Below are 25,019 nucleotides of genomic sequence, written 5' to 3' on the forward strand. Positions count from 1 at the left end.
GGTTCCTCTTCCCATCGTCTGCGGGAAAAGATGCATGCCGCACCGTCCCCCACAGACGAGAGTAGGGGCACCGGCTGGGCGCCGCATCCGTCGAGCGGATGGTCTTGCCGCTTCCGGCCTCATCCGCTCGCCCGACCCGCCCCCAAAACCAAGGGGGCGGGTGCACTCACTCAGGGGCGGGACGGGTCAGGGGCGGCGGGCCGGCTTCTCGGGAACGGGGGTGGTGCCGGCGGCTCGCTGGTCGCGGTAGTACTGGCGCGCCTCGACCTGGCGTTCGCGCTCGGCGCCGGTGGCGATGGCCGCCCGCAGGTGTTCGGGGGCGTAGCCGAACGCGTTGACGAGGTCGAGCGCGTGCGGCCGCAGCCGGGCGATGATGCGGTCGATGTACGCGGTGACCGCCAGTGCCCGTTTGCCGGAGAGCCGCCCGTTGATCAGGTACCAGGCCGAGTGTTCCTCGATGAGCCGCAGCCCGAACAGGTCACGCAGCCAAGTGAGCACCTGCCGGGTGCCCACGTGAGTGGTGGTTTCCACCGCACGGGTGAACGCCTCCCACTGCAGCAGCTCGGCGTGGGCGCGGGCCGCCTCGATCAACTCGTTCTGGTGCGAGTTGAACAGCTCCGCCGCTTCCTTCTTGGGCAGCTTGTGGGCGTTCCGCAGCGACTGGGCGATACCGCCGATCATGGTCTCGACCCTGTCGGTCAGGAGGGCACGCTGGGTGCCGGTCTCCCGCAGAGCTCCGACGCTGCGCGCCGTGGAGCCGAGGTCGGCGACCGACTGGCCCAGGCGTCGCAGGCCCGAGCCGTGGTAAGCCCGGCCGGCGGTCTGCTGCACGACGTAGCGCGCCAGCGCCCCCGCGTCCGCGCCGGCGAACTTGCGGTTGTAGTCGGTGAGCAGGCGTTTGGCCACGAGTTGCAGCAGCACGTTGTTGTCGCCCTCGAAGGTGGCGTACACGTCAAGGTCGGCGCGGAGGCCGACCAGCCGGTTCTCGGCGAGGAAGCCGGCGCCGCCGCAGGCCTCTCTGGCCTCCTGGAGGGTGTCCAGGGCGTTCCAGGTGGACAGCGGTTTGAGGGCGGCTGCGAGGGTCTCCAGGTCTTGCCGGTCGACATCCGTGGCCGCGGCGCCGCTGAAGACCTGGTCGAACTTGACCAGGAATTCGTCGTGCGCGAAGGTCTGCGCGTAGGCGGTGGCCAAACGGGGAATGAGGCGGCGCTGGTGCCGCTGGTAGTCGAGGATGACCTCTTCATCGGTGTCGCTGCCGGCCGTGAACTGGCGGCGTTCGCTGCCGTAACGGATGGCGATGGTCAGCGCCAGGGCGGAGGCCTGAGTGGCGGCGCCGTCGAGGGAGACGCGGCCCTGCACGAGGGTGCCGAGCATGGTGAAGAAGCGCCGGCCGGGGCTGCCGATCGGGCTGGTGTAGCTGCCGTCAGCGGCGACGTCGCCGTACCGGTTGAGGAGGTTGGTGCGCGGGACGCGCACCTGGTCGAAGTGCAGCCGACCGTTGTCGATGCCGTTCAGACCGCCCTTGAGGCCGTCGTCCTCGCCGCCGATGCCGGGCAGGAAGGCGCCGGTCTCGCCCCGAAGAGGCACGTAGAAGGCGTGCACGCCGTGGTTGACGCCGAGGCTGATCAGCTGGGCGAAGACCACGGCGGCGATACCATCGTTGGCGGCGTTGCCGAGGTAGTCCTTCCAGGCGGCCCGGAACGGGGTGTGCAGGACGAAGTCGCCCGCCTCCACGTCGTAGGTCGCGGTGGTGCCGATGGCGGCGACATCCGACCCGTGACCGGTCTCGGTCATCGCGAAGACACCGGGCACGTCAAGCGTCATGATGCCGGGCAGCCACTTCTCGTGGTGCACGGTGGTGCCCAGGTGCAGCACCGCGGCACCGAAGAGGCCCCACTGCACACCGGCCTTGATCTGCAGGCTCGGGTCCGCCGTGACGAGTTCCTCGAAGCCGGCGATGTTGCCGCCGTGGTCGTCGGAGCCGCCCAGCGAACTCGGGAAGGCGCGGTGCACGTGCCCGTTGTCGGCGAGGATCTTGAGTTGCCCCAGGACCCGCAGACGGTGGTCGGCCATGGACTGGCCCTCGATACGCTGCAGGTCGGGGCGGGCGGTGAGTTCGCGGGCCTTCAGGCGCACGTCGGCCCAAGTGCCGAGCAGGGTACGGGTGAGGGCGGGCAGGTCGATGCGCGGGGCATCCGGATCGCCGGCGACCCGGACGGGCCCGGTGTCGGTGTCGACCGCGGCGGGCCGGGGAGTGGGGCGCTGGGCAGTGTCAACCATCATTGGTCCTTACGTCTACGCGCGGCTGGGGAGTGTTCGACCACGTTAGGTCGAGCCGCTCCCGCGCGGAAATAGTGCGTGACGGGGCTACAAAGGCGGGTGCGGCGGCGTGCCTCGCGACTGTAGCTCTTCTACAAGAAGGCGGCCCGTGAACCTACGAGGGGCGACAAAGACCGCTCCGCTTGGCCAAAGCCCGCGCGGGGGCCTCACGTCGATAGGCTGCGAGAAAGGAAATAGTGAGATTACAAGGACGATTTTGCGAATTGCGTCCTAGAAAACTCACTATCTCCTCGTAAACGCACGCCGCGTCAGGCGTTGGCGGCGACGACCTCGAGCAGTGCCTCACCGTAGGCGTCGAGCTTCTTGGCGCCGACACCGGTGATACCGTCCAGGTCGGCCAACGAGCGCGGCTTCGCCGCCGCGACGGCCACCAGGGTGGCATCGCCGAAGACCACATAGGCGGGAACGCCTTGCTCTCGGGAGGTGGTGCTGCGCCAGGCGCGCAGGGCCTGGAACAGGGTCTCCTGCTCGGGGCTGAGCTCGGCGAGTCCGGCCTTGGCGGTGGCAGCGCGGGTGGCCGGGGTGCGCTTGAGCGGCCGGTCGGGTTCGCTGCGCAACTGAACGGCACGGTTGCCGGCGAGAACCTCGGCGGCCGCCTCGGTGAGGATCAGGGTGCCGTATTCCCCGGAGGTGGCGATGAAGCCCTGGGCGAGCAGCTGCCGCACGACGCCGCGCCACTGCTGGTCGGTGAGGTCGGCGCCGATGCCCCAGGTGGCCAGCTGGTCGTGGTTGTGCTGGGTGGTGCGCGGGGTGGTCTTGCCGCGCAGGATGTCGATGAGCTGGCCGGCGCCGAAGCGCTGATTGCGCTCCCGCAGCAGGCGCACGATCGTGGAGAGCAGTTTCTGGGCTGGCACGGTGCCGTCCCAGGCCTCGGGCGGGGTGAGGCAGGTGTCGCAGTTGCCGCACGGTTCGCTGGGCTGGCCGAAGTAGCGCAGCAGGTTGACCCGCCGGCAGTGCACGGTCTCGCAGAGGGCGAGCATGGCGTCCAGGTGGGCGCTCATCTTGCGCCGATGGGCGAGGTCGCCCGGAGACTCGTCGATCATGCGGCGCTGCTGTACGACGTCCTGCAGACCGTAGGCCAACCATCCGGTGGACGGCAGCCCGTCACGGCCGGCGCGGCCGGTCTCCTGGTAGTAGCCCTCGACGGACTTGGGCAGGTCGATGTGCGCGACGAAGCGCACATCCGGCTTGTCGATGCCCATGCCGAACGCGATGGTGGCGACGATGATGACGCCCTCTTCGCGGAGGAACCTGGACTGGGTGCGGGCGCGCAGACCCTGGTCGAGGCCCGCGTGGTACGGGTAGGCGTTGAGGCCGTTGGCGCGGAGGAACTCCGCGGTCTGCTCGACGGTCTTGCGACTGAGCGCGTAGACGATGCCGGCGTCGGTGGGGTGCTCGGCCTTGATGAAACTGAGCAGTTGCTTGCGCGGTTCGTTCTTGCCCACGATGCGGTACTGGATGTTGGGCCGGTCGAAGCTGGCGACGAAGTGCTGCGCCTGCCCCATCTGCAGGCGCTCGGTGAGTTCCTTGTGGGTGGCGTCGGTGGCCGTGGCGGTGAGCGCGATGCGCGGCACGTCGGGCCACCGGTCGGCGAGCTCGGACAGCGCGAGGTAGTCGGGGCGGAAGTCGTGCCCCCACTGGGACACACAGTGCGCCTCGTCGATGGCGAACAGCGCGATGGTGCCGCGGTCGAGGAACCGTTTGGTGGCCTCGTTGCTCAGCCGTTCCGGGGCGACGTAGAGCAGGTCGAGGTTGCCGGAGAGGTAGTCGCGTTCGACCTGGCTGCGGGCGGCGGAGTCCTGGCTGGAGTTGAGGAACGCGGCGCGCACGCCGACGAGGGTGAGCGCATCCACCTGGTCTTGCATGAGCGCGATCAGCGGGGAGATGACGATGCCGGTACCCTCGCGCACGAGCGACGGGATCTGGTAGCAGAGGCTCTTTCCGCCACCGGTGGGCATCAGCACGACGGCATCGCCGCCGCCGACCAGCTGATCGATGATCTGCGCCTGCTCGCCGCGAAAGGAGTCGTATCCGAAGACGGTGTGCAGGGCCTCGGCGGCGGTGTCGAACTTGGCGCTCGCCCGCTTGGGCGGCGGCGGGGCGAGCAGCGTGGCGCCGCCTGCGGGCGGGGCGTAGTCGCCGAAGTCGACCGGGCCGGCACCGGCTGGGGCGGATGCGCCCTGCCGGGCGGCGGGCAGAGCGGAGCCGCCCTGACCGTAGGGGTCCGGGGGCGGTGGGGCATCGAAGTCGTCCGGTGGCTCGAACTCGTCAGGATCCCACGGTATCTCGGCGTTCCAACTCACCCGACAACTCTACCCGCGCCCACCGACCCCGTCGGGCTGAGCAGACATTGTGGATGGATGCAGCGTCCGTCCCGCGAAAGCGGTTCTGTGGTCACCTCGCTACGTCGAGGCAACCGTTGCGCCACTTTCGCGGGCTGCAACTCTCGCGAAAGCGGCGCTGTGGCCGCCTCAGCGCGCTGAGGTGACCGTTTCACCGCACTCGCGGAGTAACCACTGTCGACGGGGTCCGTCGTAGCGTGCTTTCAGCCGGTGGGGCGTTTGCGCAGGAGGAGCAGGGTGACGCCGATCGCGGCGAGGACCGCCACGAGGGCGCCGCCGATCCAGAGCAGGTCTGTTCCACTAACGGCAGTTCCGGCGGCGTCAGCGGCGTTGGACGCCGCATCCGTGTGCGCCGGGGCGTCGCCGGCGCCGGCTGTTGCGCACGTCGGCGCCGTCGCGGACCCCTCGTCGAGCACCTGGGCGGCATCGGGCTGCCAGGTGAAGGTGAAGGTGTCGGAGATGGAGTGCCCGTCGGTGGATACCGTCTGCCACACCACCGTGTATTCCCCCGGTCGGCCGAGCTCGACCTCGGACTGGAGGTTCGGTCCGGACACCGCCGCGCAGCCGTCGCCGTAATAGCGCGGCGCATCCGTCGGCCCGCTGACCTGCATGGCGCTGCCAGCGCCCTCTCCCGAGAGATCGAGCAGGTTGTCATTGGTGGTGACGGTGACCACCCCGGGCTGTTCGGTCACGACCGAACCGGCCTCCGGCGAGGTGCTCACCACGGAGTTGTGCGCGAACGCCGGGACGGCGGACCCGCCCAGCGTGGCGACGACAAGCGCGACTCCGGCCAGCGCCGAACGCCTCAGTATCGTGGCGGTCCGGCGGCTGTCGCTGAGGTGTGGCATCGGGATGCCTATGCCGCGTTCTTGCGACGGGCGGCGACGGCCACAACGAGGCCGACGGCGCCGACGATGAGGCCGCCGATGCCGAGGAGCCGGGCGAGGACGTCATCGGTCGCGGCGGTCGTAGTGGCCGCGACAGCGTCGGCGTCGACCTCTTCCGTGGCAACGTGATCCTCTTCCGTGGCACCGTGGTCGCGGCCGGATTCGGCGCTGGCCTCGGTGACGGTGAGCGACGGTGCCGGGTGGTCCGGTTCGGCCTCACCCTCGACGACGGGCTCTGCCCAGTCGGTCTGGCCGACCTCACAGGTTTGCAGCACGGGGAAGGACAGGGTGTCGCCGACCGCGGCATCGGCGGGGATCTGCAGGCTGAGCACGAAGGTGGTGCGCAGCCCGTCGGGCAGCGGAGTAGAGGCCGTGTAGGTCACCTGGCCGTCGGTCAACGGGGTGATCTCCCAGCCGGGGTTGACCGTGGGGCTGACGCTCGTGATGGTGTCGGGAATGTGGATGGTGATGGCGGTGGTGGAGGAGCCGTCGCAGCCGTGGCCGACGGAGTAGGTGAGCAGACTGTAGGAGCCGGCAGCGGTCGACGACGGTTCGACGTCGACATGGGCGCTGGCGGCCAGCGGTGCGGACAGGGCGAGCAGGCTGGCACCGAAAAGGGCGGTGGCGGCGAAAACGGGTGTGGAGAGCTTCATGGTGAGTCCTTGGGATCGTGGCTGGCCGAAACGGGTGCCGCCCACAGAAACGCGGCAGTCAGAAACCGGTTCGACACTGCGGTCGACAAATAGGGGGTGCATTTCTGGCGGGCGTGAGGAAACCTCAGGCGAAGAGCTGCACCGGCGGGCCACGATGCCGCATGGGATTGAGCAGGACGAGAAGATCACGGGGCGGCAGGGAGGCGGAGAGCGCCGGGATGCTGCGGGGGATGTTGGGGATCGGCGTTAGAACGATGACCTTCACGAGTGCGGTCAGTGCAACCGCCGCCGTGGTGAACAGGCCCCAGAACGCCCGCTCGCCGAACCGCAGCGCGACGACGGTCACCACTGCGGCGAGGATGTGGGCGAGAGCCATCATCAGCCCGTGGTCGCCGGCGCTCATGGCTTCCGCCGAGCCGGCGGCCGGCATCAGCTGCACGGATTGGCCGGCGGCGTGCGCGTGAGTGATCGTCGCATCGGTGGCCGCCAGGCGGCCGCCCGAACCGCCGAAGGAAAACAGGCCGTGGAAGATCAGCTGACTGGCCAGCACGGCAATCGTGAGTCGCCAGGTGGAGAGGCTGCAACCGGCAAGGGCTATCGACACGATGCCCGCGAACGCCAGGGAGACCACCACGGCCAGGAGTCCGGGCACGGCACCGCCGCCGACGGTGTGCGAGAGCGCAGCGACGAAGGTGGAGAAGGCCGCAACGGTCCACCCACGGGCAAAGCGCGCCCAGCGTGTGGTCATGGTTCTCCCTTTATTACGGTTCATCGAATCTATCAGGACGAGGCATACAGCTGTGCCCCGGGGAACACGGAGTCCGGGTCGGGCTGAAGGGGACCCATGGAGACCTACCTCGGCTATCTGGCCAGTCCCGACGGACAGGCCGCCGCCGAGAGCGCCGGTTCGGCTCCGCTGTCGGCTGAGTTCTCCGACCGGGTGCTCGAGGCCGTCGGCAGCATCCACTAGCCCGGGCATCACGCGAACTGTGAGCTTTGCACCCAAAACGCGCCCGTCTAAGGTGCTTTTCTCACGGTTCGCGGGCTGGTCAACGCACGGCAGGGCACCCGCCTAAGCGGATGCCCTGCCGGGTGTGCTGGGTGTGCTGGGTGTTACAGGTTCGCCAGAGCGCTGATCGACGCGTCACCCGGCGTGGCCATGGTGAAGCTGGACTCGATCTCGGCCCGGTCGAGCAGGTCTTCCATGCGACGACGACGCTGCTTGGGGATCAGCGTGACGACGGTACCGGACTTGCCGGCGCGGCCGGTGCGGCCGGCGCGGTGCAGGTAGGTCTTGTACTCGTCGGGCATGTCGGCCTGGATGACCAGGTCGATGTCATCCACGTGGATGCCGCGGGCGGCGACGTCCGTGGCGACCAGGACGTTGACGCGACCGCTGGTGAGCATCTGCAGGTTGCGGGTACGACGGGCCTGGTTCAGGTCGCCGTGCAGGCTGGTGGCCTTGACGCCAGCGTCTTCGAGCTGGTCGGCGAGCTGCTCGGCGTAGGCGCGGGTGCGGCTGAAGATGAGCGTCTTGCCTTGGCGGTCGACGAGCTGGCCGATGATGGAGGCCTTGTCGCGGTGCTCGATGAGGAGGACCTTGTGGTCGATCGTGCTGGAGGCCTGGTCTTCACCGGCGACCTCGTGCACGGCCGGGTTGGTCAGGAACTCCTTGACCAGCGAGGCGACACCCTTGTCGAGGGTGGCCGAGAACAGCAGACGCTGGCCGCCCTTCTTGGTGAGACGCAGGATGCGCTGAACGGGCTCGAGGAAGCCCAGGTCGCACATGTAGTCGGCCTCGTCGAGGACGGTGATGACGACCTCGGACAGGTCGAGACGACCCTGCTCGACGAGGTCCTCGATACGGCCGGCGGTGCCGATGATGATGTCCACGCCGCGCTGGAGGGCGCTGACCTGGCGGTACTGAGGAACACCGCCGTAGATCTGGGTGGTGAAGAGGCCGACGCTGCGGGCGATGGGCTGCACTGTGCGGTCGATCTGCAGGGCCAGCTCGCGGGTGGGGGCCAGGATCAGCGCGCGGGGCTTGCGGGCCATCTTGCGGTCCTTGGCGCCGTTGTTCTCCATGAGCTTTTCGATCATGGGGGCGGCGAACGCGATGGTCTTGCCGGAACCGGTCTTGCCACGGCCGAGCACGTCGCGGCCGGCGAGTACATCGGGGATGGTCGCGGCCTGGATCGGGAACGGGGACGGGGCACCCAGCAGGGCGAGCTCGCGCACGATGTTGCCACCGAGGCCGAGGTCGCCGAACGTCACTCCGACAACATCCTCTGCGGTCGTGGCGATGGCCTCGAGGCGCTCGAGGACCACGTCGTCGCCGGCGGCGAACTTGGGCTTGGAGTCGCGGTCGGGGTAGAAGTTGCTGGAGTGTCCACCGTCGTTCGAACGGTCATTGCGGGCCGCTCGGTCGTTGCTGTACGCGGGACGCTCGCCGCGGGCCGGACGGTCGTTGTTGTACGCGGGACGGTCGGTGCGGGCCGGACGGTCGTTGTTGTACGCGGGACGGTCGGTGCGGGCCGGGCGGTCGCCGTAGGACGGACGCTCGGTGCGGGCCGGGCGGTCGCCGTAGGACGGACGCTCGGTGCGGGCGGGACGGTCGTTGTTGTACGCCGGACGGTCGGTGCGCGGGGCACGGTCACCGTACGACGGGCGGTCGTTGTTGTACGCCGGACGATCGGTGCGCGGGGCACGGTCACCGTAGGACGGGCGGTCGCCGCCGCGGGCGGGACGGTCGTTGTTGTAGGCCGGACGATCGGTGCGCGGGGCACGGTCACCGTAGGACGGACGGTCGTTGTTGTAGGCCGGACGATCGGTGCGCGGGGCACGGTCACCGTAGGAGGGACGCTCGTTCCGCTGGCCGCGGTCGCCGTAAGAGGGACGGTCGCCGCCACGGTCGTTGCGGTCGTTGTTGTGCGCCGGACGGTCGGTGCGCGGGGCACGGTCGCCGTAGGAGGGACGGTCGCCGCCACGGGCGGGACGGTCGTTGTTGTACGCCGGACGATCCGTGCGCGGGGCGCGGTCGTTGTAGGCGGGACGCTCTGAACGCTGCCCGGTGGCCGGACGCTCGGTGCGGTTGCCGTATGCCGGACGGTCGCCGTAGGCGGGACGGTCGGAGGAGGAGGAGCGCTCACCGGAGCGCGCGGCGCGCTCGTCGGCGTTCCAACGCTGCTTCTTGGGGGCACCCTCGTCGGCGCGGTATCCGCGGTGTCCGGGGCTCTTGCTGCCACCCTTGGGTGCGCCCTTGGGGCCGCCCTTGGAGTAGCTCGGGTCGAAGTTCTTGGCTGCGCGGCCGACGGCCGGCTTCTTGCTAGAAGGCATAGAAGTATTTCTGGGTTGTGTTGAGTACATGGCAGTACTGCGTCGCACAGCGACGCAACCTGAGAACCCGGGCAGTCTATGGCCGGGGCCGTTCACATACAGTGATTTTCACCAGCGGATTACTGGGAAACCGGCCCATCCTGACTTACAAACCCATCCGCGCACACAATAAAACACGCGGTGTCAAGAGCCGACTTGTCTACGCTACCTGATCGAGCCCCAAAAGTCACGGATCACTGTGTCCTAGGCTCGATCCATGCCACTGACTGTGACCCTCGAAGCGCCCCGCCAGAGCGAGGTCGACGCCCTGCTCACACTAAGCGGCGAGTTCGCCGCAGCCCTGTACCCGCCGGAGAGCAACTTCCTGCTCAGCGTTGACGAGCTCGAGGCGCCCGGCGTGCTGTTCTTCGTGGCACGCACGGCTGCCGGCGCAGCCGTCGGGACCGCGGCCGTCGTTCCGCTTTTCCCAGGCGATGCCGCCCCGGCTACCGCCGAGCTCAAGCAGATGTTCGTGCACCCGGACGCCCGCGGCGAGGGTGTCGCAGGCCGGCTGCTCGACGCGGCGGAGTCGGCGGCCTCGGCCGGGGGCATCCGTCGTCTGGTGCTGGAGACCGGACCGCTGCACGTGGCCGCCCTCGCCTTCTACCGGGCGCACGGTTACGTCGAGATCCCGCAGTTCGGCCAGTACGTCGGCGAGGAGCTCAGCGTGTGCTTCGGCAAGGACCTCTAGACAGGAGGACCTCCAGATAAAAGGAGTGCACCGCCGTCGCGGACCAGCCGCATCAGCCGGCGGGCGTGGCCCGGACGTCCGTGTCGAGCCACTGTTCGAAGGACTGGGTACCGCGTTCGGTCTTGACCGACGGCAGCAGGGAACCGTCCCGCATCGCCGCGCCCATCCGGCCTGGCAGCCGGAATTGGACGACGCGGGTGCGGCCGCGGCTGGCCTTGACGTAGGCGCGCACCATGTCGAGGAGGTTCTCCTCCCTCGGGCCACAAAGATCGGGCACGTGACCGCGCGGCGCCCCCAGCGCAAGCTCGACCAGGCGCTCGGCCACCTCCCGCGCCGCGACGGGCTGGGTTCTCATGACGGGCACCACGGCCAGTCCGGCACGCGATGAGTGCTGCAGGGTCTGGGCCGCGAACTCGTGGAACTGGGTGGCCCGGAGCACGGTCCACGGCACTGACCCTGCTGTCACGATGTTCTCCTGGACGGTCTTGCCGGCGTAGTAGCCCGCCGACACCCGGCTGGCGTTCACGATCGAGAGCGACACGTGGTGCCGCACCCCGGAACTCGCCTCAGCGCGAAGCAGATTGGCCGAGGTCGCTCCGAAAAAGCGTGCAGAGGCGGCGGCGGACAGGGTGGCGATGCTGACGACGTCGATGACCGCGTCGACCCCGGCCAACGCCCCGGCGAGGCCCGCCCCGGCCAGCAGGTCGAAACCTCTCGACCGGGCAATGACCACGCTCTCGTGGCCGCGCCGGCCGACCAGCTCGGTGACGTGCCGCCCGACGGTACCGGTTCCACCGGCTATCGCGATCTTCACTTTCGCCTCCTGTTCTGACCGCTCCCTGGCGGGGCAAGGCCCCGATGATGCCGCGATTCTATGCCCGCTGCCGCGAAACCTGCGGTCGGACGGGGCCGATCCGGATTGGGTGGATGGCCTGAGATCATGCACAATCAGTCGATGCGCACTCATGAGCTCTCCCCGCGTGCCACCGGCGGACTGCTGAAGGCCGTCATCGCACACCCTCGTTTGTTGCAGGCGGTGAAGACGGCGATTGGGGTGGCGATCGCCTGGAAGCTCGCCCCGCTGATGCCCGGCGTTGCCGACGACTACCCCTATTACGCACCGCTCGGGGTTATCGTGGCCAGTTTCCCGACCCTGATGGGCTCAATCAAGAATGCCGCGCAAATCCTCGCCGGGCTCGTGATCGGCATCGGCCTGGCGGCCGCTGTGATCATCTTCAGCGAACCCAGCGTGCTGACGGTGTCACTGGTGGTGGGAATCGGCATCCTGTTCGGCGGCATCCGCCAGCTGGGCGCCGGACGGGAATATGTGCCGATCGCGGGCCTGTTCGTGCTGATCGTGGGCGGTCCGAACGCCGACGGCTACTCGATCGGCTATGTCTCGCAGATGAGCCTGGGCATCGTGGTGGGCCTCGCGGTGAACCTCCTGGTCGCACCGCCACTGCGCGTAAGCGCTGCAATGAAGGAGCTGTCCAGGCTGCGCGAAGCGCTCGGGTTGCACCTGGGTTCCCTCGCCGATGCGCTGGACGGAAGCTGGCCGCCGGAGGAGAGCGAGTGGTCCAAGCAGGGCGCCACCCTGGCGAGCACCAGCACCGCCGTGCGTCGCGCGCTGGCAGAGGCCGATGAGAGCCGCCGGGTCAACCCGCGGGCGCGCATCCGGCCGCACGACCTCAGCACCGACTACGACGACCTCGCCGCGCTGGAAAACACCACCTTTTATGTGCGCGACCTCACCGACGTCCTGGCCGGGGCGGCCTGGGGTACACCTGTGCCGGTTGAGCTGCCGGACGTGCTGCGGCCGCCGCTCAGTGCCGCGGTGCGGACGATGGCCACACTGGTGAGCGAATGGGACGACGGGGAACCGAGCCTGGACACCCTGACGGCGGCCGAGGAGGCCGCCGCGGCCGTGACCCTGGCGATCCACGACCACCGGGAGCTGGGCGCGGAGGCCATTGTCGCGGCCAGCGCGGCGGCCCTCGATCTCACCCGGATGATCGCCGCCCTGAGTCCGGGGATCACCCGCGACGTTCCGGCCTGACGGGTCGAAGTCCCGCGTGCCGGCCGACTGGCTGGGTCGGACCGCTAGGCGCGACGCGCCCGGACTGCTCCGCGGCGCCCGCGGATTAGCAGGCCGGGCGGCTCCGATCTATTCTCGGGAGTACCCGCACCCAGCGCATTCAGGAGCATCAGTGAGCACCGGTCGCCGCATCATCGGACTAGGCTCCCGACGCTTTCTCTTTCTCTTCGTCGCTTACGCCGGCGGAATGGCCGTCGTGGCCACCGCCCTGCTCGGCGGCCTGCACTGGAACCTGCGCGCGGTGGCCCCCGCCCAGGCCGGCGGAACCGCGAGTGAGGTCGACACCACCGCGATTGTGGGCATCCGCACCTTCACCGCGCCCGGAGACGCCGTCATCGACGAAGACGTGGTCTACGCCACCCAGCCCGACGGCACCCAGCTCACCCTGGACGTCTGCTCGCCGCCGGCAGACGCGGTGGCGGCCAGCGCCGGCGTTGCCGCCGATGCTGATGCCGCGGATGCCGCTGCCGCGCCGGCCGAGGTCCCCGCCGGGATCACGCCCACGGACCCGACCACCGAAGCGGCAACGGAAACGACAACCGAAACACCAGTCGAGACGCCCACCAAGACCGTGCGGCGCCCCGCCGTGCTGTCCATCCACGGCGGCAGCTGGGCCAGGGGCGACAAGGGCAACACTGACTGGCGCAATGTGTGCCAATGGCTCGCATCCGAGGGATTCGTGGCGTACTCGGTGAACTACCGCCTGGTGCCGGACGTGAGCTTTCCGGCGGCCATCGAAGACCTGGGCCTGGCCGTCGAATGGATGCGCGCCAACGCCGACCGCTACGGCATCGACGCCGATCGGATCGGTGCGTTCGGAGGCTCGGCCGGCGGTAACCTGGCCGCCCTGCTCGGCGCCCGCGGCAGCGGATCGCTGACCGATGGCAGCCGGGTGGCGGCGGTCGCCGAGCTTTCAGGCCCCGTGGACCTGAGCTACGACGGCATCGTCGTAGCCGGCGGTTCGTCGGGCCTGGAACAGATCGTGCTCGACTACCTCGACTGCGCCTCGTTGCTGGACTGTGACGCGGCACGGGATGCGTCCGCCGTCCGGGCGCTGGACCGCACCGACCCGCCCGTTTTCATCGGGTCGTCCACCGAAGAGTTCATCCCGCTGAGCCAGTCCAGCGGCTTCGCCGACGATCTGAGCGACCTCGGCATCGTCAATCGGCTCGTCACCGTGCCGGGTGGCCTGCACTCCATCGGCATCCTCGACGCGGCCATGCGCGACGAGGTATCGGCCTTTCTGCACGAGCATCTCGACGGCGACTGAGTTGGACGGACGGTTATGGGGAGAACGGTCGGATACAGGGACTCTGTGTCCAATCCCGTCCTCCTAATCTCACTATTTCCTTGTAACAAGGCGCGCCCGTGCGCGTTGCGGCCCGCGGGAGGCGGTGCGATACTGGCGCCACTCGCCGGCGGGCCGGCAGGCCGACCGGCTCCCGACTGCTCTGGATTGCGAAACGTACATGGCCACGACGTCGCACGGTCGCAGCGCGCAGCGCATCGTGCCCGCGCGTCGGCGACGAACCGTCGTCAGAGTGGCCGCCATCGGGAGCGTGCTCGTTCTCGGCGCCGCCGTGCTCACGGCCGGCTCGTCGTCCGGTCTCGGCCCGGCGTCGGCACAGGCCGCCGTCACGACCACCATCGAGTCACCGGGCACCCCGACGCCCACTGACACGCCGACGCCAATGCCGACTCCCACTCCGACTCCCACTCCGACGCCAACGCCAACGCCAACGCCACTGCCGACCGGCACCCCGACACCCTCAGCACCCGTTCCGCTCCCCTCTCCACCTCTGGAGACGCCGGCCGACGGGCCGTCGGATCCGGGCGTCACTCCAGTGCCGTCCCCGGTGCCGCCCGACCCCGAGACTCCGGATCCCGCCCCCTCCGATCCGGCGATCCCGGAAGTGCCCTCGGCTCCGGACGTACCCCCGCCGCCGACCAACTCCCCCACCGAGCCACCCGGTCAGCCCACCGCCACCCCCACGGCTTCTCCCCCTGCGGCACCTCCCACCGCTCCGCCCACCCCGTCCGCACCGCCTGCACCGCCCACACCGCCCACACCGCCCACACCGCCACAGAACGAGACCGTGCCACCGGGGAACCCGGTTACTCAAGCGAGCCCTCGCGCGCAGGCGCGTCCGGCGGCTCCGAACGCCAAGGTGGCGGCGCCGTCCCTCGACGCGGCCCGGGCAGCATCCGCCCTCGCGGCTGCCGAGACCGGCCGCGATCGGGCCCAGGCGGCCTATGACGCCGCCCGGTTCGAGCTGGCCTCGACGCTCGCCGACCAGACCGCCGCCTTCACCCGGCTCGAGCAGGTGCGTGTGCTGGCTGATGCAGCGGCCGTGCAGGCGGAGTTGTCGACCCGGGCGCTCGCCGCCCTGGTGCGCACGATTGTGCAGAACGGTACCGGAACGGCGACCCTGGATGCCTTGCTGAGCGAAGAAGGCTCAGGGGATCTGCTCTCCCGGCTGGGGAACGTCGACCGGATCGCGGACCTGACCGGCGACCTGGGCGAGATCCGCAGCCGCGTCGATCGGGACGTCCAACGGGCGCAGGCTTTGCAGGCCGAACTCGGCACCGCGGAGGCGGCCACGGTGGACTTTCCCCTCGCTGAGAAGGAGGCCGCGCTCTCTGCTGCCGAGGTGTCGCTCGCCCAGGCCTCCACGGCTTTCAGCACGGCCAGCCTGGATGCGCAGGCGGCGCTGGCCACCGCCGCCGAGGCCTCCGCGGGCCGCGCCAACCAGGCGACCAGCCTGCTGGCCGGCACCCTCGGGGCTCGGCTGAGCCTGACGGGGTGGGCCACTCCCGCCGTGGGCAGCCTCACCGACGGCTTCGGCCCCCGGGCCGAGCTGCCGTTACCCGGCGTTCTCCCGTTCCACTCCGGCACCGACCTCGCCACCGAGTGCGGCTCCCCGGTCTATGCCGCCAGCGCCGGCGTCGTCGCCCAGACGGGCCAGCTCGGCACCTACGGTAACTGGGTGCTGATCGATCACGGCGACGGAGTGACCACCGGGTACGCGCATATCGTCGACGGGGCCACGCTCGTGGTTGCCGGTCAGAGCGTGACGGCCGGTGAGGTGATCGCATCGGTGGGCAGCACCGGCGCCTCGACCGGCTGCCACCTGCACATCGAAGTGCGGGTCGACGGCAGCGCCATCGACCCGCAACCGTTCTTCGCCGACCGCGGGATCAACATCGGCATCGGCCTGGTCAGCGGCTGAGTCAGCGCACGGAACGCCGCATCCGGCGGTTCTCCCGGCCACCCTCGACCACCAGGTACAACACCGGCAGCACGACCAGGGTCAGCACGGTCGAGGAGACCAGGCCGCCGATCACCACCAGCGCCAGCGGTTGGGAAATGAAGCCGCCGTGTCCGGTGAGCCCGACCGCCATGGGCAGCAGGGCGAAGATGGTGGCCAGCGCCGTCATCAGGATCGGCCGCAGCCGGCGTGACGCCCCGTGCACGAGGGCGTCGTAGACGCTCTGGCCCCGGCGACGGTACTGGTTGACCAGGTCGACCAGCACGATGGCGTTGGTGACGACGATGCCGATCAGCATCAGCACACCGATCAACGACGCGACGCCGAGCGGGATGCCCGTGACCACCTGCAGCGCGATCGCCCCCGTCGCCGCGAACGGAACCGACACCAGAAGCAGGAGCGGTTGCAGCAACGACCGGAAGGTGGCGACCATGACGATGTAGACGATCAGGATGGCCACGAGCATCGCGATTCCCAGCTGCTGGAACGCGTCGCTCTGGTCGGCCGACACTCCGCCGAGGGTTGTGGTGGCGCCGGTGGGCAGGTCGGTGTCGGCCAGGGCCGCGCTGACCTGGGCGGTCGCGGTGCCGAGGTCGTCACCGTTGGGGGTAGCCGAGATCGTGGCCGTGCGGACCCCCTTGGTGGTGGTGAGGGTGGACGGGCCGTCCACCTGTTGCACGGTGGCCAGCGTGTCCAGCGGAACCGGGCCGACCAGGGTGGGAATCTGCAGGGCCGCAAGCTCGGCCGTGGTGGCCGGCGACGAGCCCGACTGCAGGTACACGGACAGGGTGGCCTCGTTGATCACGACCCCGCCGATCGTGCTCGGCTGCATCGCCTGCGACACCAGGGTGCCGAGGGCCAGTTCGCTGAGCCCGGCCGCCGCGGCCTGGGTGCGGTCGATGGTCACGGCCACGTACGGGCGGGACGCGGCGAGGTTGCTGCTGACCTGGCTGAGCGCGTCGAGGTCGCCGACGGCGGCGAGGATGTCGTCAGATGCGGTCTGCAGGTCGGCGCCGGACGCCGCCGTGATGTCGATTTCGATGTCGGAGGAGCCGCCGAAGCCGCCGCCGGATGACACTGTGATCTCACCCGCGTCGGCCAGGCCGTCGAGCTTGTCGCGCACGTCGACCTGGACCGCGTCGGCATCCGCGGAGTCGTCGGTGGTGACCGAATAGGTGACCGTGCTCGAGGACGACCCTCCCCCGGCGAAGGCCGCGAGCGCGCTGCCGCCACCGATGGAAACCTGCACGATGCTCACCCCGTCGACGCCGCGCACGGCGTCTTCAACCGCCGTGGACGCGGCGTCCTGGGCGGCGAGGCTGGTGCCGACCGGGAGCTCTTGGCTGACCCGGAAGGTGGACTGGCCTGTGGAGCCGAGGAAGTTGACCTTCATGAAGGGCAACAGGGCGACGGTGCCGACCAGGACCAGGGCGGCGAGGAGGAGGGTGGCCAGGTAATGCTTGAGGGTCCAGCCGATGACCGGCAGGTAGCCCTTCTGCAGGCGGCTGGGCTGCTCCCTGGCGTCACGTTCGTCGAAGCCGTCGGCTTCGGGCGCGGCGTGCCGGTTGCGGGTGGCGGGAACGGCGACTGTCGTCGTGGCCGGTGCGGTGGCGGTGGGGGCTGTGGCGGTGACGACGGGCGCGGCGACGACGGGCACGGCGACGACGGGCACGGCGACGACGGGCACGGCGGCGGGTTGGGGCGCGCGCAGGAACCAGTAGGCCAGCACCGGCACGATCGTGAGCGCGACCAGCAGCGACGCGAGCAGCGCGATGGTGACGGTGAGCGCGAACGGCCTGAACAGCTCCCCCGTGGAGCCGCCGACGAAGGAGATCGGCAGGAACACCGTGACGGTGGTGATGGTGGACGCGGTGATGGCCCCGGCGACCTCGCGGACCGCGCGCACGATGGTCTCGGCGCGGTCAGCGCCCCAGACCAGGTGCCGTTTGATGTTCTCGATCACCACGATGGAGTCGTCGACCACCCGGCCGATCGCGATGGTGAGCGCACCGAGGGTGAGGATGTTGAGGGAGTAGCCCACCGCCTGCAGGCCGATGAAGGTGATCAGCACCGAGGTGGGGATGGAGATCGCCGTGACCAGGGTGGCGCGCACCGACAACAGGAAGACCAGGATCACCAGGACGGCGAAGACCAGGCCGAGAATTCCCTCCTGGGTGAGGGCGTCGATGGATTCCTGGATGAACGGGGCCTGGTCGAAGACCACGGTGATGGTCGTGCCGGGCACGGCGTCCTCGAGCTGGGGCAGGATGGCGCGCACGGCCGACGAGACATCAACCGTGTTCGCGGCCGGCACCTTGGTGACCGAGATGGTCAGGGCCGTTTCGCCGGCGACCCTGGAGATGCTCGTGACGGGGTTGTCGACGACCGCGACGGCGGCGACGTCGCCGATCGAGACGGGCGCGGCCGCGCCGGGCGCGGCAGCCCCGCCGCCGATCAGGGGCAGCGCGGCGATGTCCTCGGCGGAGCCGAGCTTGGTGCCGGCCTGCACCGAGAGTGTCGTGTTGTTCTCGGTGAGGGAACCGGCCGGGATGAGCGACCCGTTCTGCTGCATCGCGTCCCGGATGGCGCTCGCGCTGAGGCCGCGCGCGGCCAGGGCCGCGGCATCCGGGGTGATGGTGACCCGTTGGCCGATGTCGCCGACCAGGGCGGCATCGCGCACCCCGTCGATGTCACGGATGTCGCCGAGCACACTGCGGGTGAGCTGGTCGGCGACGGTGTCGGCGTCGCCGCCGGACACGGCCAGGGACAGCACCGGGAAGTCGTCGATGCTGCCGCTGATCACCTGCGGGTCGAGATCGGCGGGCAGCGTGCTCGTGATGCGGTTGACGGCCTGGCTGATCTTCGATTCGGCCTTGACCAGGTCGGTGCCGTAGGTGAACGTGGCATTGACCAGCGATGAGTTCGTGCTGCTGGTCGTGGAGGTGGACTCCAGCCCCTCGATGCCCTGGATCGCGGTCTCGATCGGCGTCGACACGTCGTCGTTGACCACCTCGGGCGAGGCGCCGGGGTAGCTCGTGGAAATCAGCAGCGTGGGCAGCTGCAGGGAGGGGATCAGCTCCTGTTTGAGGCTGGTCAGCGCGAGGGAGCCGAAAACGGCCGCGACGATGGTGATGAGCGCAATGAGCGCCCGGTTCTTCATGCTCAGGGCCGAGAGAAAATACACCCGATCAGTATCCCATTACACCGCCTGCAACCAGAGGGGTCTTAGGCCCTGGATGTGACGGTCCGATTACAGTCGGATCACACCACGTCGGCGAGGTAGCCGGTGTCGGGCAGCGGATGACGCAGCAACGATTCCCAGGCCAGCGCGAGGGCGTCGAGGGCACGCGGCATCTCGGCCGGACCGGAGCAGAACGGGATGCGCAGGAACCTCTCGAACGCCCCGTCGATGCCGAACCGCGGACCGGCCGGCAGCAACACCCCCTGGGCACGGGCGGCGAGGGCCAGCTGCGAGCTGACCGGCCGGCCCAGGTTGACCCACAGGGTGATGCCGCCGTCCACCCGCGGCAGCTGCCAGTCGGGGAACCGTTCGGAGAGGCCGGACACGAGCCGGTCCCGGCCCGCCCGCAGCAGCACCCGGCGGGATTCGAGGATGTCGGGCAGCTGCAGCAACAGCCGGGTGACGATGAGCTGTTCGAGCACCGGCGTGCCGAGGTCGTTGGCCAGGCGGGCCGCGGCCAGTTTGCGGATCAGGCCGGGGTCGGCCCGGATCCAGCCGACCCGCAGGCCGCCCCAGACCGTCTTGCCGACCGACCCGACGGTGACCGCGAGGTCGGGCCGGTCCGGATCGGCCGACGCGGCGAACGGTCCAAACTCACCGGCCCGGTCGATGTCGAGTTCGCCGATGGTTTCGTCGCTGATCAGCACGGTGCCCTGGCGGGCGGCGCCGGCCAGCACCCGTTCGCGTTGGGCCACTGGCATCGACTGCCCGGTGGGGTTCTGGAAGTCGGGCATCAGGTAGCCGAGCACCGGGTTGCTGCGCTGGATCGTCTGCAGCAACGCGGGTTCGTCCCAGCCGGCGTCGGCGCCGGGCAGCGCGGCCGTGACGGACACCGGCATCAGGCGACCGCCGGCCGCCCGCAGGGCCTCGTAGGCGTGCGGGTAGGTGGGCGTCTCGACGAGCACCCTGTCGCCCCGGTTGACCAGCACCCGGGCGAGCAGGGCGATGGCGTGCTGGGCGCCCACGGTGACCATGATCTGGTTCGGCTCGGTGGGCAGCCCCCTGGCCCGGTAACGGTCGGCGATGGCCTCGCGCAACTCGGGCAGCCCCACCGGGTCGAAGCCAGAGCCGGTCAGGTGCGTGGGCAGGTCCGCCGCGGCAAGCGCGGCCACCTCGGCCACGCCGGACCAGGCCGGCAGCACCGCCTGGCCCAGGTCGAGCACCCCGCCCGGTGCCGCGGCATCCGCTGCGACAGACACCCCGGGCAGCCGGGCGACGCTGCCTGAGCCCTGCACGCTGTGCAGGTAGCCGGACTCGCGGAGCTGCCGGTAGGCGGCGGTGACCGTGGTTCGGCTCAGGCCCAGCCTGGTGCCGAGATCGCGTTCGGCCGGCAGCCGGCTGTCGGTGGGGATGCGGCCGTCGAGGGTGAGCAGGCGGATGCGGTCGGCCAGCGCGCGATAGGCGCTGCCCCCGGTGCGCCAGTCCCCCAGCATGGACTCCAGGGTGCGGGCGCTGAGCTGGTTCGAGGACATGACGCCACTCTAGGTAAATTGGCTACTTGAATACAGGGCGTGGATGCAATTGGATTGGCTCTCATGACCCGACGTGTGATTCAGCTCACTATTGGCCTCTTCCTATACGGAATCGGTATTGCGCTGATCGTGCGCGGCGCGATCGGGGTGGCCCCGTGGGACGTGCTGACCCAGGGCCTCGACGGGCACCTGCACCTGGGCTTCGGCGTCATCACCACGATCATCAGCGGCATTGTGCTGCTGCTCTGGATTCCGCTCAGGCAGAGGCTGGGCATCGGCACCGTTCTAAACGCGCTGCTGGTGGGCCCGTCGGCGGATGTGGGCCTGTGGCTGGTGCCCGCCGACCTGGCCCTGTGGCTGCGGGTGCTGCTGTTCGTGGCCGGGCTGTTGCTGCTGGCGGTCGCCTCGGGCATCTACATCGGCGCGGGGCTCGGACCCGGCCCGCGCGACGGCCTGATGACCGGGTTGCACGCTCGCACCGGCTGGCCGATCTGGGCCGTGCGCACCGGCATCGAGGGCCTGGTTCTGGCGACCGGCTGGGTGCTCGGCGGCAACGTCGGGGTGGGCACCGTGCTGTTCGCCGTGCTGGTCGGGCCGCTCTGCCAGTGGACGCTGCCCCTGTTCGCCCGGGACCGGCGCCACGCCCACGCGGCCGCTCCCGCGCTCGATCCCGCTTGATGGCTCGCGAAATCGGGATGCGGGGGCGCGGTGCGGTGGGGTGGGGGCTGCTGGGGTGCGGGGTGTGGGGTGTGGGGCGTGGGGCGTCAGCCGCAGAACGCGATGATGGTGTCTTCGAGAATCTCGGCGAGCTGATGGATCGACCTCTCCGTGGCCCATTCGACCGGGGCGTGCGCTCCGGAACCGTCGACGCCGAAGAGCAGGCACGGGATGCCCGCCTCTCGGACCAGGCCGGCATCGGTCCAGAACGGCTCGCCGCGTTGCACCACGGGGCGGCCGAGCACCCGCTCGGCCTGCTCGTCGAGCAGCCGCACGATGGGCCAGGTCGGGTCGGCCTCGAACGCGCCGCGGGCAACGAGCCTGGTGAGGTCGTACCGGAAGTCGGCGGTCGTCGCGGCCAGGTGGTCGAGTAGGTGGCGCAGCTCGGCTTCGACCTGCTTCGGAGCCTCGCCGGGCACGGTGCGCCGCTCGATGGTGAGGGTGGCGCTCGGGGCGACCGTGGCCGCATCCGTGCCGCCGGCGATCATGGCGACCCGCACAGTGCCGTGGCCGAGCAACGGGTGAGCGGGTCTCTGCTCGAGGCCGGTTCGCAGCTCGTCGAGGCCGTGCAGCACCAGGCCGGCGTGCCGGATGGCGTCCACGCCCTCGCCGGGCATCGATCCGTGCGCCGCCCGGCCGTGCAGGGTGAGCTCGAACCAGGCGAAACCACGATGGCAGACCGTGAGGTTGAGCTCACTGGGCTCCACGACGATCGCCGCGTCGGCGCTGAACCGGCGCAACACCTCCTCGGTGCCGAGGCTGCCGAATTCCTCGTCGGCGACGAGCGTCACGAGCACGTCCCCGGCCAGCGGGGTGAGGGTGGCCCGGTGCGCGGCGACCAACACGGCGGCCAGGCCGGCCTTGGTGTCGAACGCACCGCGACCGTGCAGCCGGCCGGAGTGCCGCTCGCCCGAGAACGGATCACCCTCATAGCCCGCGACGCCGACGGTATCGAGGTGGGCATTGAGCATCAGGGAACCGCCAGTGCCTGTGCCGCGCTTGATGCCGACGATGGACGGCCGACCGGCCCTCTCCTCCAGCCGGTGCACCTGGAAGCCGCGGGCGGCCAGCCACTGGGCGCACCAGGCGGCGATCTCGGCCTCGCCGGCGCCGCCGGGGACCAGGTCGGGATTGGTCGAATCGATCGAGACGAGGCGGGCGGCCAGCGCGACGGGATCGAGGTGACCGTTGTCGGCGGGCTCGAGACTGCCATGCCGGAGGGCATCCGCGCGGTTCGTGGGGTTCACCATTCCCCGAACCTACTGCCGGATGGCCCCGCCCGGCAGGGTTGCCATTTACCCTGACGACGATTTCGGCGAGAATTGCACGATGGGAGACGAAGCCGCCATAGATGCTCCGGCGACGCGCGGGCGGGCATCCGCACCCGCGCCGCTGCGTCTGTTGGCGGCCGTGCTGGTGTCGGCCTCCGCGGTGCTCCTGTTCGCGGTGCGGCTACCGGTGCCGGGATACGCGACCCTCGCGGCGGCCCTGGTCGTCGCCTGGCTGGTGGACCGGGCCCTGTTTCGTGACCTCCTCCTCATCGCGGTGGGGCTCCTGATCATCAGCACCATCTCGGTGGAGGCGAACATCAGCTACCCCAACATGGTGTTGATGGGGGTGGTGCTGTCGGCATCCGTCGCGGTGCCGTACGTCATCTCGCGGCGGGCGTTCGGGGACCGGCAGGTGTGGTTTCCGATCAAAACCGGGCAACGCTGGACGACCCTGGAGCGCTGGTACCTGGTGGGCGTGCTGCTGCTGGGGTACCTCATCCTGCCGAGCTATTTCATCCGCTCGGGCGCCTACCTGAACTGGCCGAGCATCAGCGCCCCCGATGAACTCGGCCGCCTCTTCGTGGGCGTGGGGTTTGTGGGGATCTGGGACGAACTGTTCTTCATCTGCACGGTCTTCGCCCTGTTCAGACGGCATTTCTCGTTCTGGACGGCGAACCTCTTGCAGATGGTGATCTTCGTCTCGTTCCTCTGGGAACTCGGCTACCGCAGCTGGGGACCGCTGTTGACGATCCCGTTCGCCCTTCTGCAGGGCTATACCTTCTCGATCACGAAGTCGCTCACCTACGTGGTCTGCGTGCACCTGCTCTTCGACCTGGTGGTGTTCCTCGTACTGGTGCACGCGCACAACCGCGACTGGCTCGCAATCTTCCCCTACTGAGCCGGCGACCGTCGGTTGCGGATCCGGCTACCTTCGGGTTTGCCGTGAGGGGCTTGCCGCCCGCTCAGACGCGATATATCTTGAGATTTATTGAACGCGATATATCGCGAAGGAGAAGACTATGACGCAAGAAAAATGGCTGGTCGCCCCGGGGCAGACCAAGATCATCGACGTCGAGCTGGTCCGCTCGCTCAAAGTGGGCCTGATCGGCGGAAAAGTTGATGTGATCGGCAGTGACGAACCGGGCGCACGCATCGAGGTGCACAGCGTCTCCGGCAAGGACCTCAAGATCTCGGTCGTCGACGACGCCCTCGAGATCGACCACCCCCAGCTGCGCTGGGACAACTTCATCGACGTGTTCGCCTCTTTCCGCGGCAGCGCCAAGGCCGAGGTGAGCGTCACCGTGCCGCGCGATGTGGCCATGAAGTTCGGGGTGGTCACCGCGGACGCCCTCGTCACGGGGCTCCGCAACGACGCCAAGCTCAGCACGGTGTCCGGCGACCTGGTCGTCGACGACCTGGTGGGCGACCTCGAGCTCAACGGCGTGAACGGCGAGATGTCGGTGCGCAATCACACCGGAAACATCGTGGCGCACACGGTCTCCGGCGACATCACCGCGAGCGGGGACATCGGCCGGTTCACCGTCGACGGCGTCACCAGCGCGGTGTTCCTCGACATCGACAGCACCCCCGACCAGATCTCCACCAACCTGGTCAGCGGCAACCTCACCGTGCGAATCGGCGCGGACGTGCCGACTCGCTACAAGATCAACACGGTCTCCGGCACGCTGCAGCTGGACAACCAGACCATTCGCGGCACCCTGGGCAAGGGCTACGACGGCAGCACCGGCGACCTCAACGGCGCCTGGCTGGACCTGCGGGCGAACTCGGTGTCCGGCAACATCTCGGTGGTGCGCCGTCAGGGCGCCGGCGTCAACGACGCGGGCACCGCAGGCAGCACCGACACCGTGGGCGACGGAGCGTCGTCATGACCCCGATCTTCGCCCACGGCAGCCTGCGCCTGTACCTGCTGAGCCTGCTGGCCGAGCGCCCCCGGCACGGCTACGAGCTGATCCAGGCTCTGAGCGACCGTTTCGGCGGCACCTACAGTCCGAGCGCCGGCACCATCTACCCGCGGCTGGCCAAGCTCGAGGAGGAGGGTCTGGTGACCAAGACGGCGGGCGACCGCAAGACGGTCTACGAGATCACCGACGCCGGCCGCGCCGAACTGGCCGCCCGCGCCGACGACTTGGCCAGCATCGAGAGCGAGGTCACCGACTCGGTTCGCCGACTCGCCGACGAGGTGCGCACTGGCGTCACGGAGGCCATGAAGAGCCTGCGGGCCGACCTCGCCTCCGCCGCACGGCAGAAGGCGCCAGAGCCGACCAAGTCCACGTCGGATGCGCGCCCGACCGGCGATTCCAACCTCGCGCTGCGGGAGGCCGACATGGTGCTCAACGAGTTCCGCCAGCAGATGCGCGCTGACCTGCGGACGCAGGCGTACCGTTCGACGATGCCGAGTGAGACCGTGCCGGAGTTGCGGCGCCAGCTGGATCTGGTGCGCGCGAGCATCCGCGACTCGCTCACGAGCTAACCTGCACACCGGCTGCGAGCGTCCGGGCGCCGATCCGGCGCCCGGACCGGCTCGTGTCGCCCGCGGAACTGCGCGCCGACCAGCCGGAACAATCCGACGGCCCGATCGGTCTGCCGCCGCCGAAGCGCCGGGGTGATCCTGGCAATCCGCCGACAACTTGACAGTGCGGTGCATC

General features: G+C 69.6%; 19 protein-coding genes. 9 read left to right on the top strand and 10 right to left on the bottom strand.

Features of this window, described 5'->3' with window-relative positions; genetic code table 11:
• Window positions 1-186: 186 nt before the first annotated feature.
• The 5 genes from BJQ95_RS16990 to BJQ95_RS17010 form a co-directional block, all read right to left on the bottom strand.
• Window positions 187-2,280, bottom strand: coding sequence for an acyl-CoA dehydrogenase (locus tag BJQ95_RS16990; RefSeq protein WP_130178778.1), 2,094 nt, complete (start codon window positions 2,278-2,280; stop codon window positions 187-189).
• A gap of 308 nt (window positions 2,281-2,588) precedes the next feature.
• Entirely contained in the window at window positions 2,589-4,643 is a 2,055-nt protein-coding gene (gene recQ, locus BJQ95_RS16995; RefSeq protein WP_256041439.1) for a DNA helicase RecQ, read from the bottom strand.
• Window positions 4,644-4,885: 242 nt separating this feature from the next.
• Entirely contained in the window at window positions 4,886-5,530 is a 645-nt protein-coding gene (locus BJQ95_RS17000) for a copper resistance CopC family protein (RefSeq protein ID WP_130177238.1), read from the bottom strand.
• Between the two features lie 8 nt (window positions 5,531-5,538).
• Window positions 5,539-6,222 carry a YcnI family protein gene (locus tag BJQ95_RS17005; RefSeq protein WP_130177239.1) on the bottom strand — a complete coding sequence of 228 codons (684 nt, stop codon included), beginning with the start codon at window positions 6,220-6,222 and terminating at the stop codon, window positions 5,539-5,541.
• A gap of 124 nt (window positions 6,223-6,346) precedes the next feature.
• A complete protein-coding gene (locus BJQ95_RS17010) occupies window positions 6,347-6,970 on the bottom strand; it encodes a hypothetical protein (RefSeq protein ID WP_130177240.1) in 624 nt (207 codons plus the stop codon).
• Window positions 6,971-7,066: 96 nt separating this feature from the next.
• Between BJQ95_RS17010 and BJQ95_RS17015 the strand changes: the two genes are divergently transcribed.
• A complete protein-coding gene (locus tag BJQ95_RS17015) occupies window positions 7,067-7,192 on the top strand; it encodes a hypothetical protein (protein ID WP_256041440.1) in 126 nt (41 codons plus the stop codon).
• 143 nt (window positions 7,193-7,335) lie between these two features.
• On the opposite strand, the gene BJQ95_RS17020 is transcribed toward BJQ95_RS17015, so the two are convergent.
• Window positions 7,336-9,558 (bottom strand): DEAD/DEAH box helicase, encoded by a 2,223-nt coding sequence (locus BJQ95_RS17020; RefSeq protein ID WP_130177241.1) that lies wholly within the window; start codon window positions 9,556-9,558, stop codon window positions 7,336-7,338.
• Window positions 9,559-9,814: 256 nt separating this feature from the next.
• On the opposite strand from BJQ95_RS17020, the gene BJQ95_RS17025 reads away from it, so the two are divergent.
• Window positions 9,815-10,288, top strand: coding sequence for a GNAT family N-acetyltransferase (locus BJQ95_RS17025; protein WP_130177242.1), 474 nt, complete (start codon window positions 9,815-9,817; stop codon window positions 10,286-10,288).
• A 52-nt stretch (window positions 10,289-10,340) separates the two neighbouring features.
• Here BJQ95_RS17025 and BJQ95_RS17030 read toward each other — a convergent pair whose 3' ends face one another.
• On the bottom strand, window positions 10,341-11,102 hold the full coding sequence (locus BJQ95_RS17030; RefSeq protein WP_130177243.1) for an SDR family oxidoreductase: 762 nt from the start codon (window positions 11,100-11,102) through the stop codon (window positions 10,341-10,343).
• Between the two features lie 141 nt (window positions 11,103-11,243).
• Here BJQ95_RS17030 and BJQ95_RS17035 point away from each other — a divergent pair, with 141 nt between their 5' ends.
• From BJQ95_RS17035 to BJQ95_RS17045, 3 genes are all read left to right on the top strand, one after another.
• Window positions 11,244-12,344, top strand: a complete 1,101-nt coding sequence (locus tag BJQ95_RS17035; protein ID WP_130177244.1) for an aromatic acid exporter family protein — start codon at window positions 11,244-11,246, stop codon at window positions 12,342-12,344.
• A 151-nt stretch (window positions 12,345-12,495) separates the two neighbouring features.
• On the top strand, window positions 12,496-13,653 hold the full coding sequence (locus BJQ95_RS17040) for an alpha/beta hydrolase (RefSeq protein ID WP_130177245.1): 1,158 nt from the start codon (window positions 12,496-12,498) through the stop codon (window positions 13,651-13,653).
• Between the two features lie 199 nt (window positions 13,654-13,852).
• Window positions 13,853-15,613, top strand: a complete 1,761-nt coding sequence (locus tag BJQ95_RS17045) for a M23 family metallopeptidase (protein ID WP_256041441.1) — start codon at window positions 13,853-13,855, stop codon at window positions 15,611-15,613.
• A 1-nt stretch (window position 15,614) separates the two neighbouring features.
• Here BJQ95_RS17045 and BJQ95_RS17050 read toward each other — a convergent pair whose 3' ends face one another.
• Both BJQ95_RS17050 and BJQ95_RS17055 read right to left on the bottom strand, forming a co-directional pair.
• Entirely contained in the window at window positions 15,615-18,836 is a 3,222-nt protein-coding gene (locus BJQ95_RS17050; RefSeq protein ID WP_130178148.1) for an efflux RND transporter permease subunit, read from the bottom strand.
• Between the two features lie 77 nt (window positions 18,837-18,913).
• The gene (locus BJQ95_RS17055) at window positions 18,914-20,365 is read right to left on the bottom strand and encodes a PLP-dependent aminotransferase family protein (protein ID WP_130178147.1); all 1,452 of its coding nucleotides are present in this window, start codon (window positions 20,363-20,365) and stop codon (window positions 18,914-18,916) included.
• Window positions 20,366-20,428: 63 nt separating this feature from the next.
• On the opposite strand from BJQ95_RS17055, the gene BJQ95_RS17060 reads away from it, so the two are divergent.
• On the top strand, window positions 20,429-21,043 hold the full coding sequence (locus BJQ95_RS17060; protein WP_130178146.1) for a YitT family protein: 615 nt from the start codon (window positions 20,429-20,431) through the stop codon (window positions 21,041-21,043).
• An 86-nt stretch (window positions 21,044-21,129) separates the two neighbouring features.
• Here BJQ95_RS17060 and BJQ95_RS17065 read toward each other — a convergent pair whose 3' ends face one another.
• Window positions 21,130-22,332 carry a M20/M25/M40 family metallo-hydrolase gene (locus BJQ95_RS17065; RefSeq protein WP_130177631.1) on the bottom strand — a complete coding sequence of 401 codons (1,203 nt, stop codon included), beginning with the start codon at window positions 22,330-22,332 and terminating at the stop codon, window positions 21,130-21,132.
• 79 nt (window positions 22,333-22,411) lie between these two features.
• Here BJQ95_RS17065 and BJQ95_RS17070 point away from each other — a divergent pair, with 79 nt between their 5' ends.
• The 3 genes from BJQ95_RS17070 to BJQ95_RS17080 all read left to right on the top strand — a co-directional run bounded on the left by BJQ95_RS17070 (window position 22,412) and on the right by BJQ95_RS17080 (window position 24,844).
• Complete coding sequence (locus BJQ95_RS17070; RefSeq protein WP_205750109.1) at window positions 22,412-23,251, top strand: CPBP family intramembrane glutamic endopeptidase; 840 nt, start codon at window positions 22,412-22,414, stop codon at window positions 23,249-23,251.
• 121 nt (window positions 23,252-23,372) lie between these two features.
• On the top strand, window positions 23,373-24,242 hold the full coding sequence (locus BJQ95_RS17075; protein ID WP_130177632.1) for a DUF4097 family beta strand repeat-containing protein: 870 nt from the start codon (window positions 23,373-23,375) through the stop codon (window positions 24,240-24,242).
• A complete protein-coding gene (locus BJQ95_RS17080; RefSeq protein WP_130177633.1) occupies window positions 24,239-24,844 on the top strand; it encodes a PadR family transcriptional regulator in 606 nt (201 codons plus the stop codon). The genes BJQ95_RS17075 and BJQ95_RS17080 overlap by 4 nt, the downstream gene beginning before the upstream one ends.
• The last annotated feature ends 175 nt before the right edge of the window (window positions 24,845-25,019 follow it).

The organism is Cryobacterium sp. SO1 (assembly GCF_004210215.2).
Taxonomy (GTDB): domain Bacteria; phylum Actinomycetota; class Actinomycetes; order Actinomycetales; family Microbacteriaceae; genus Cryobacterium.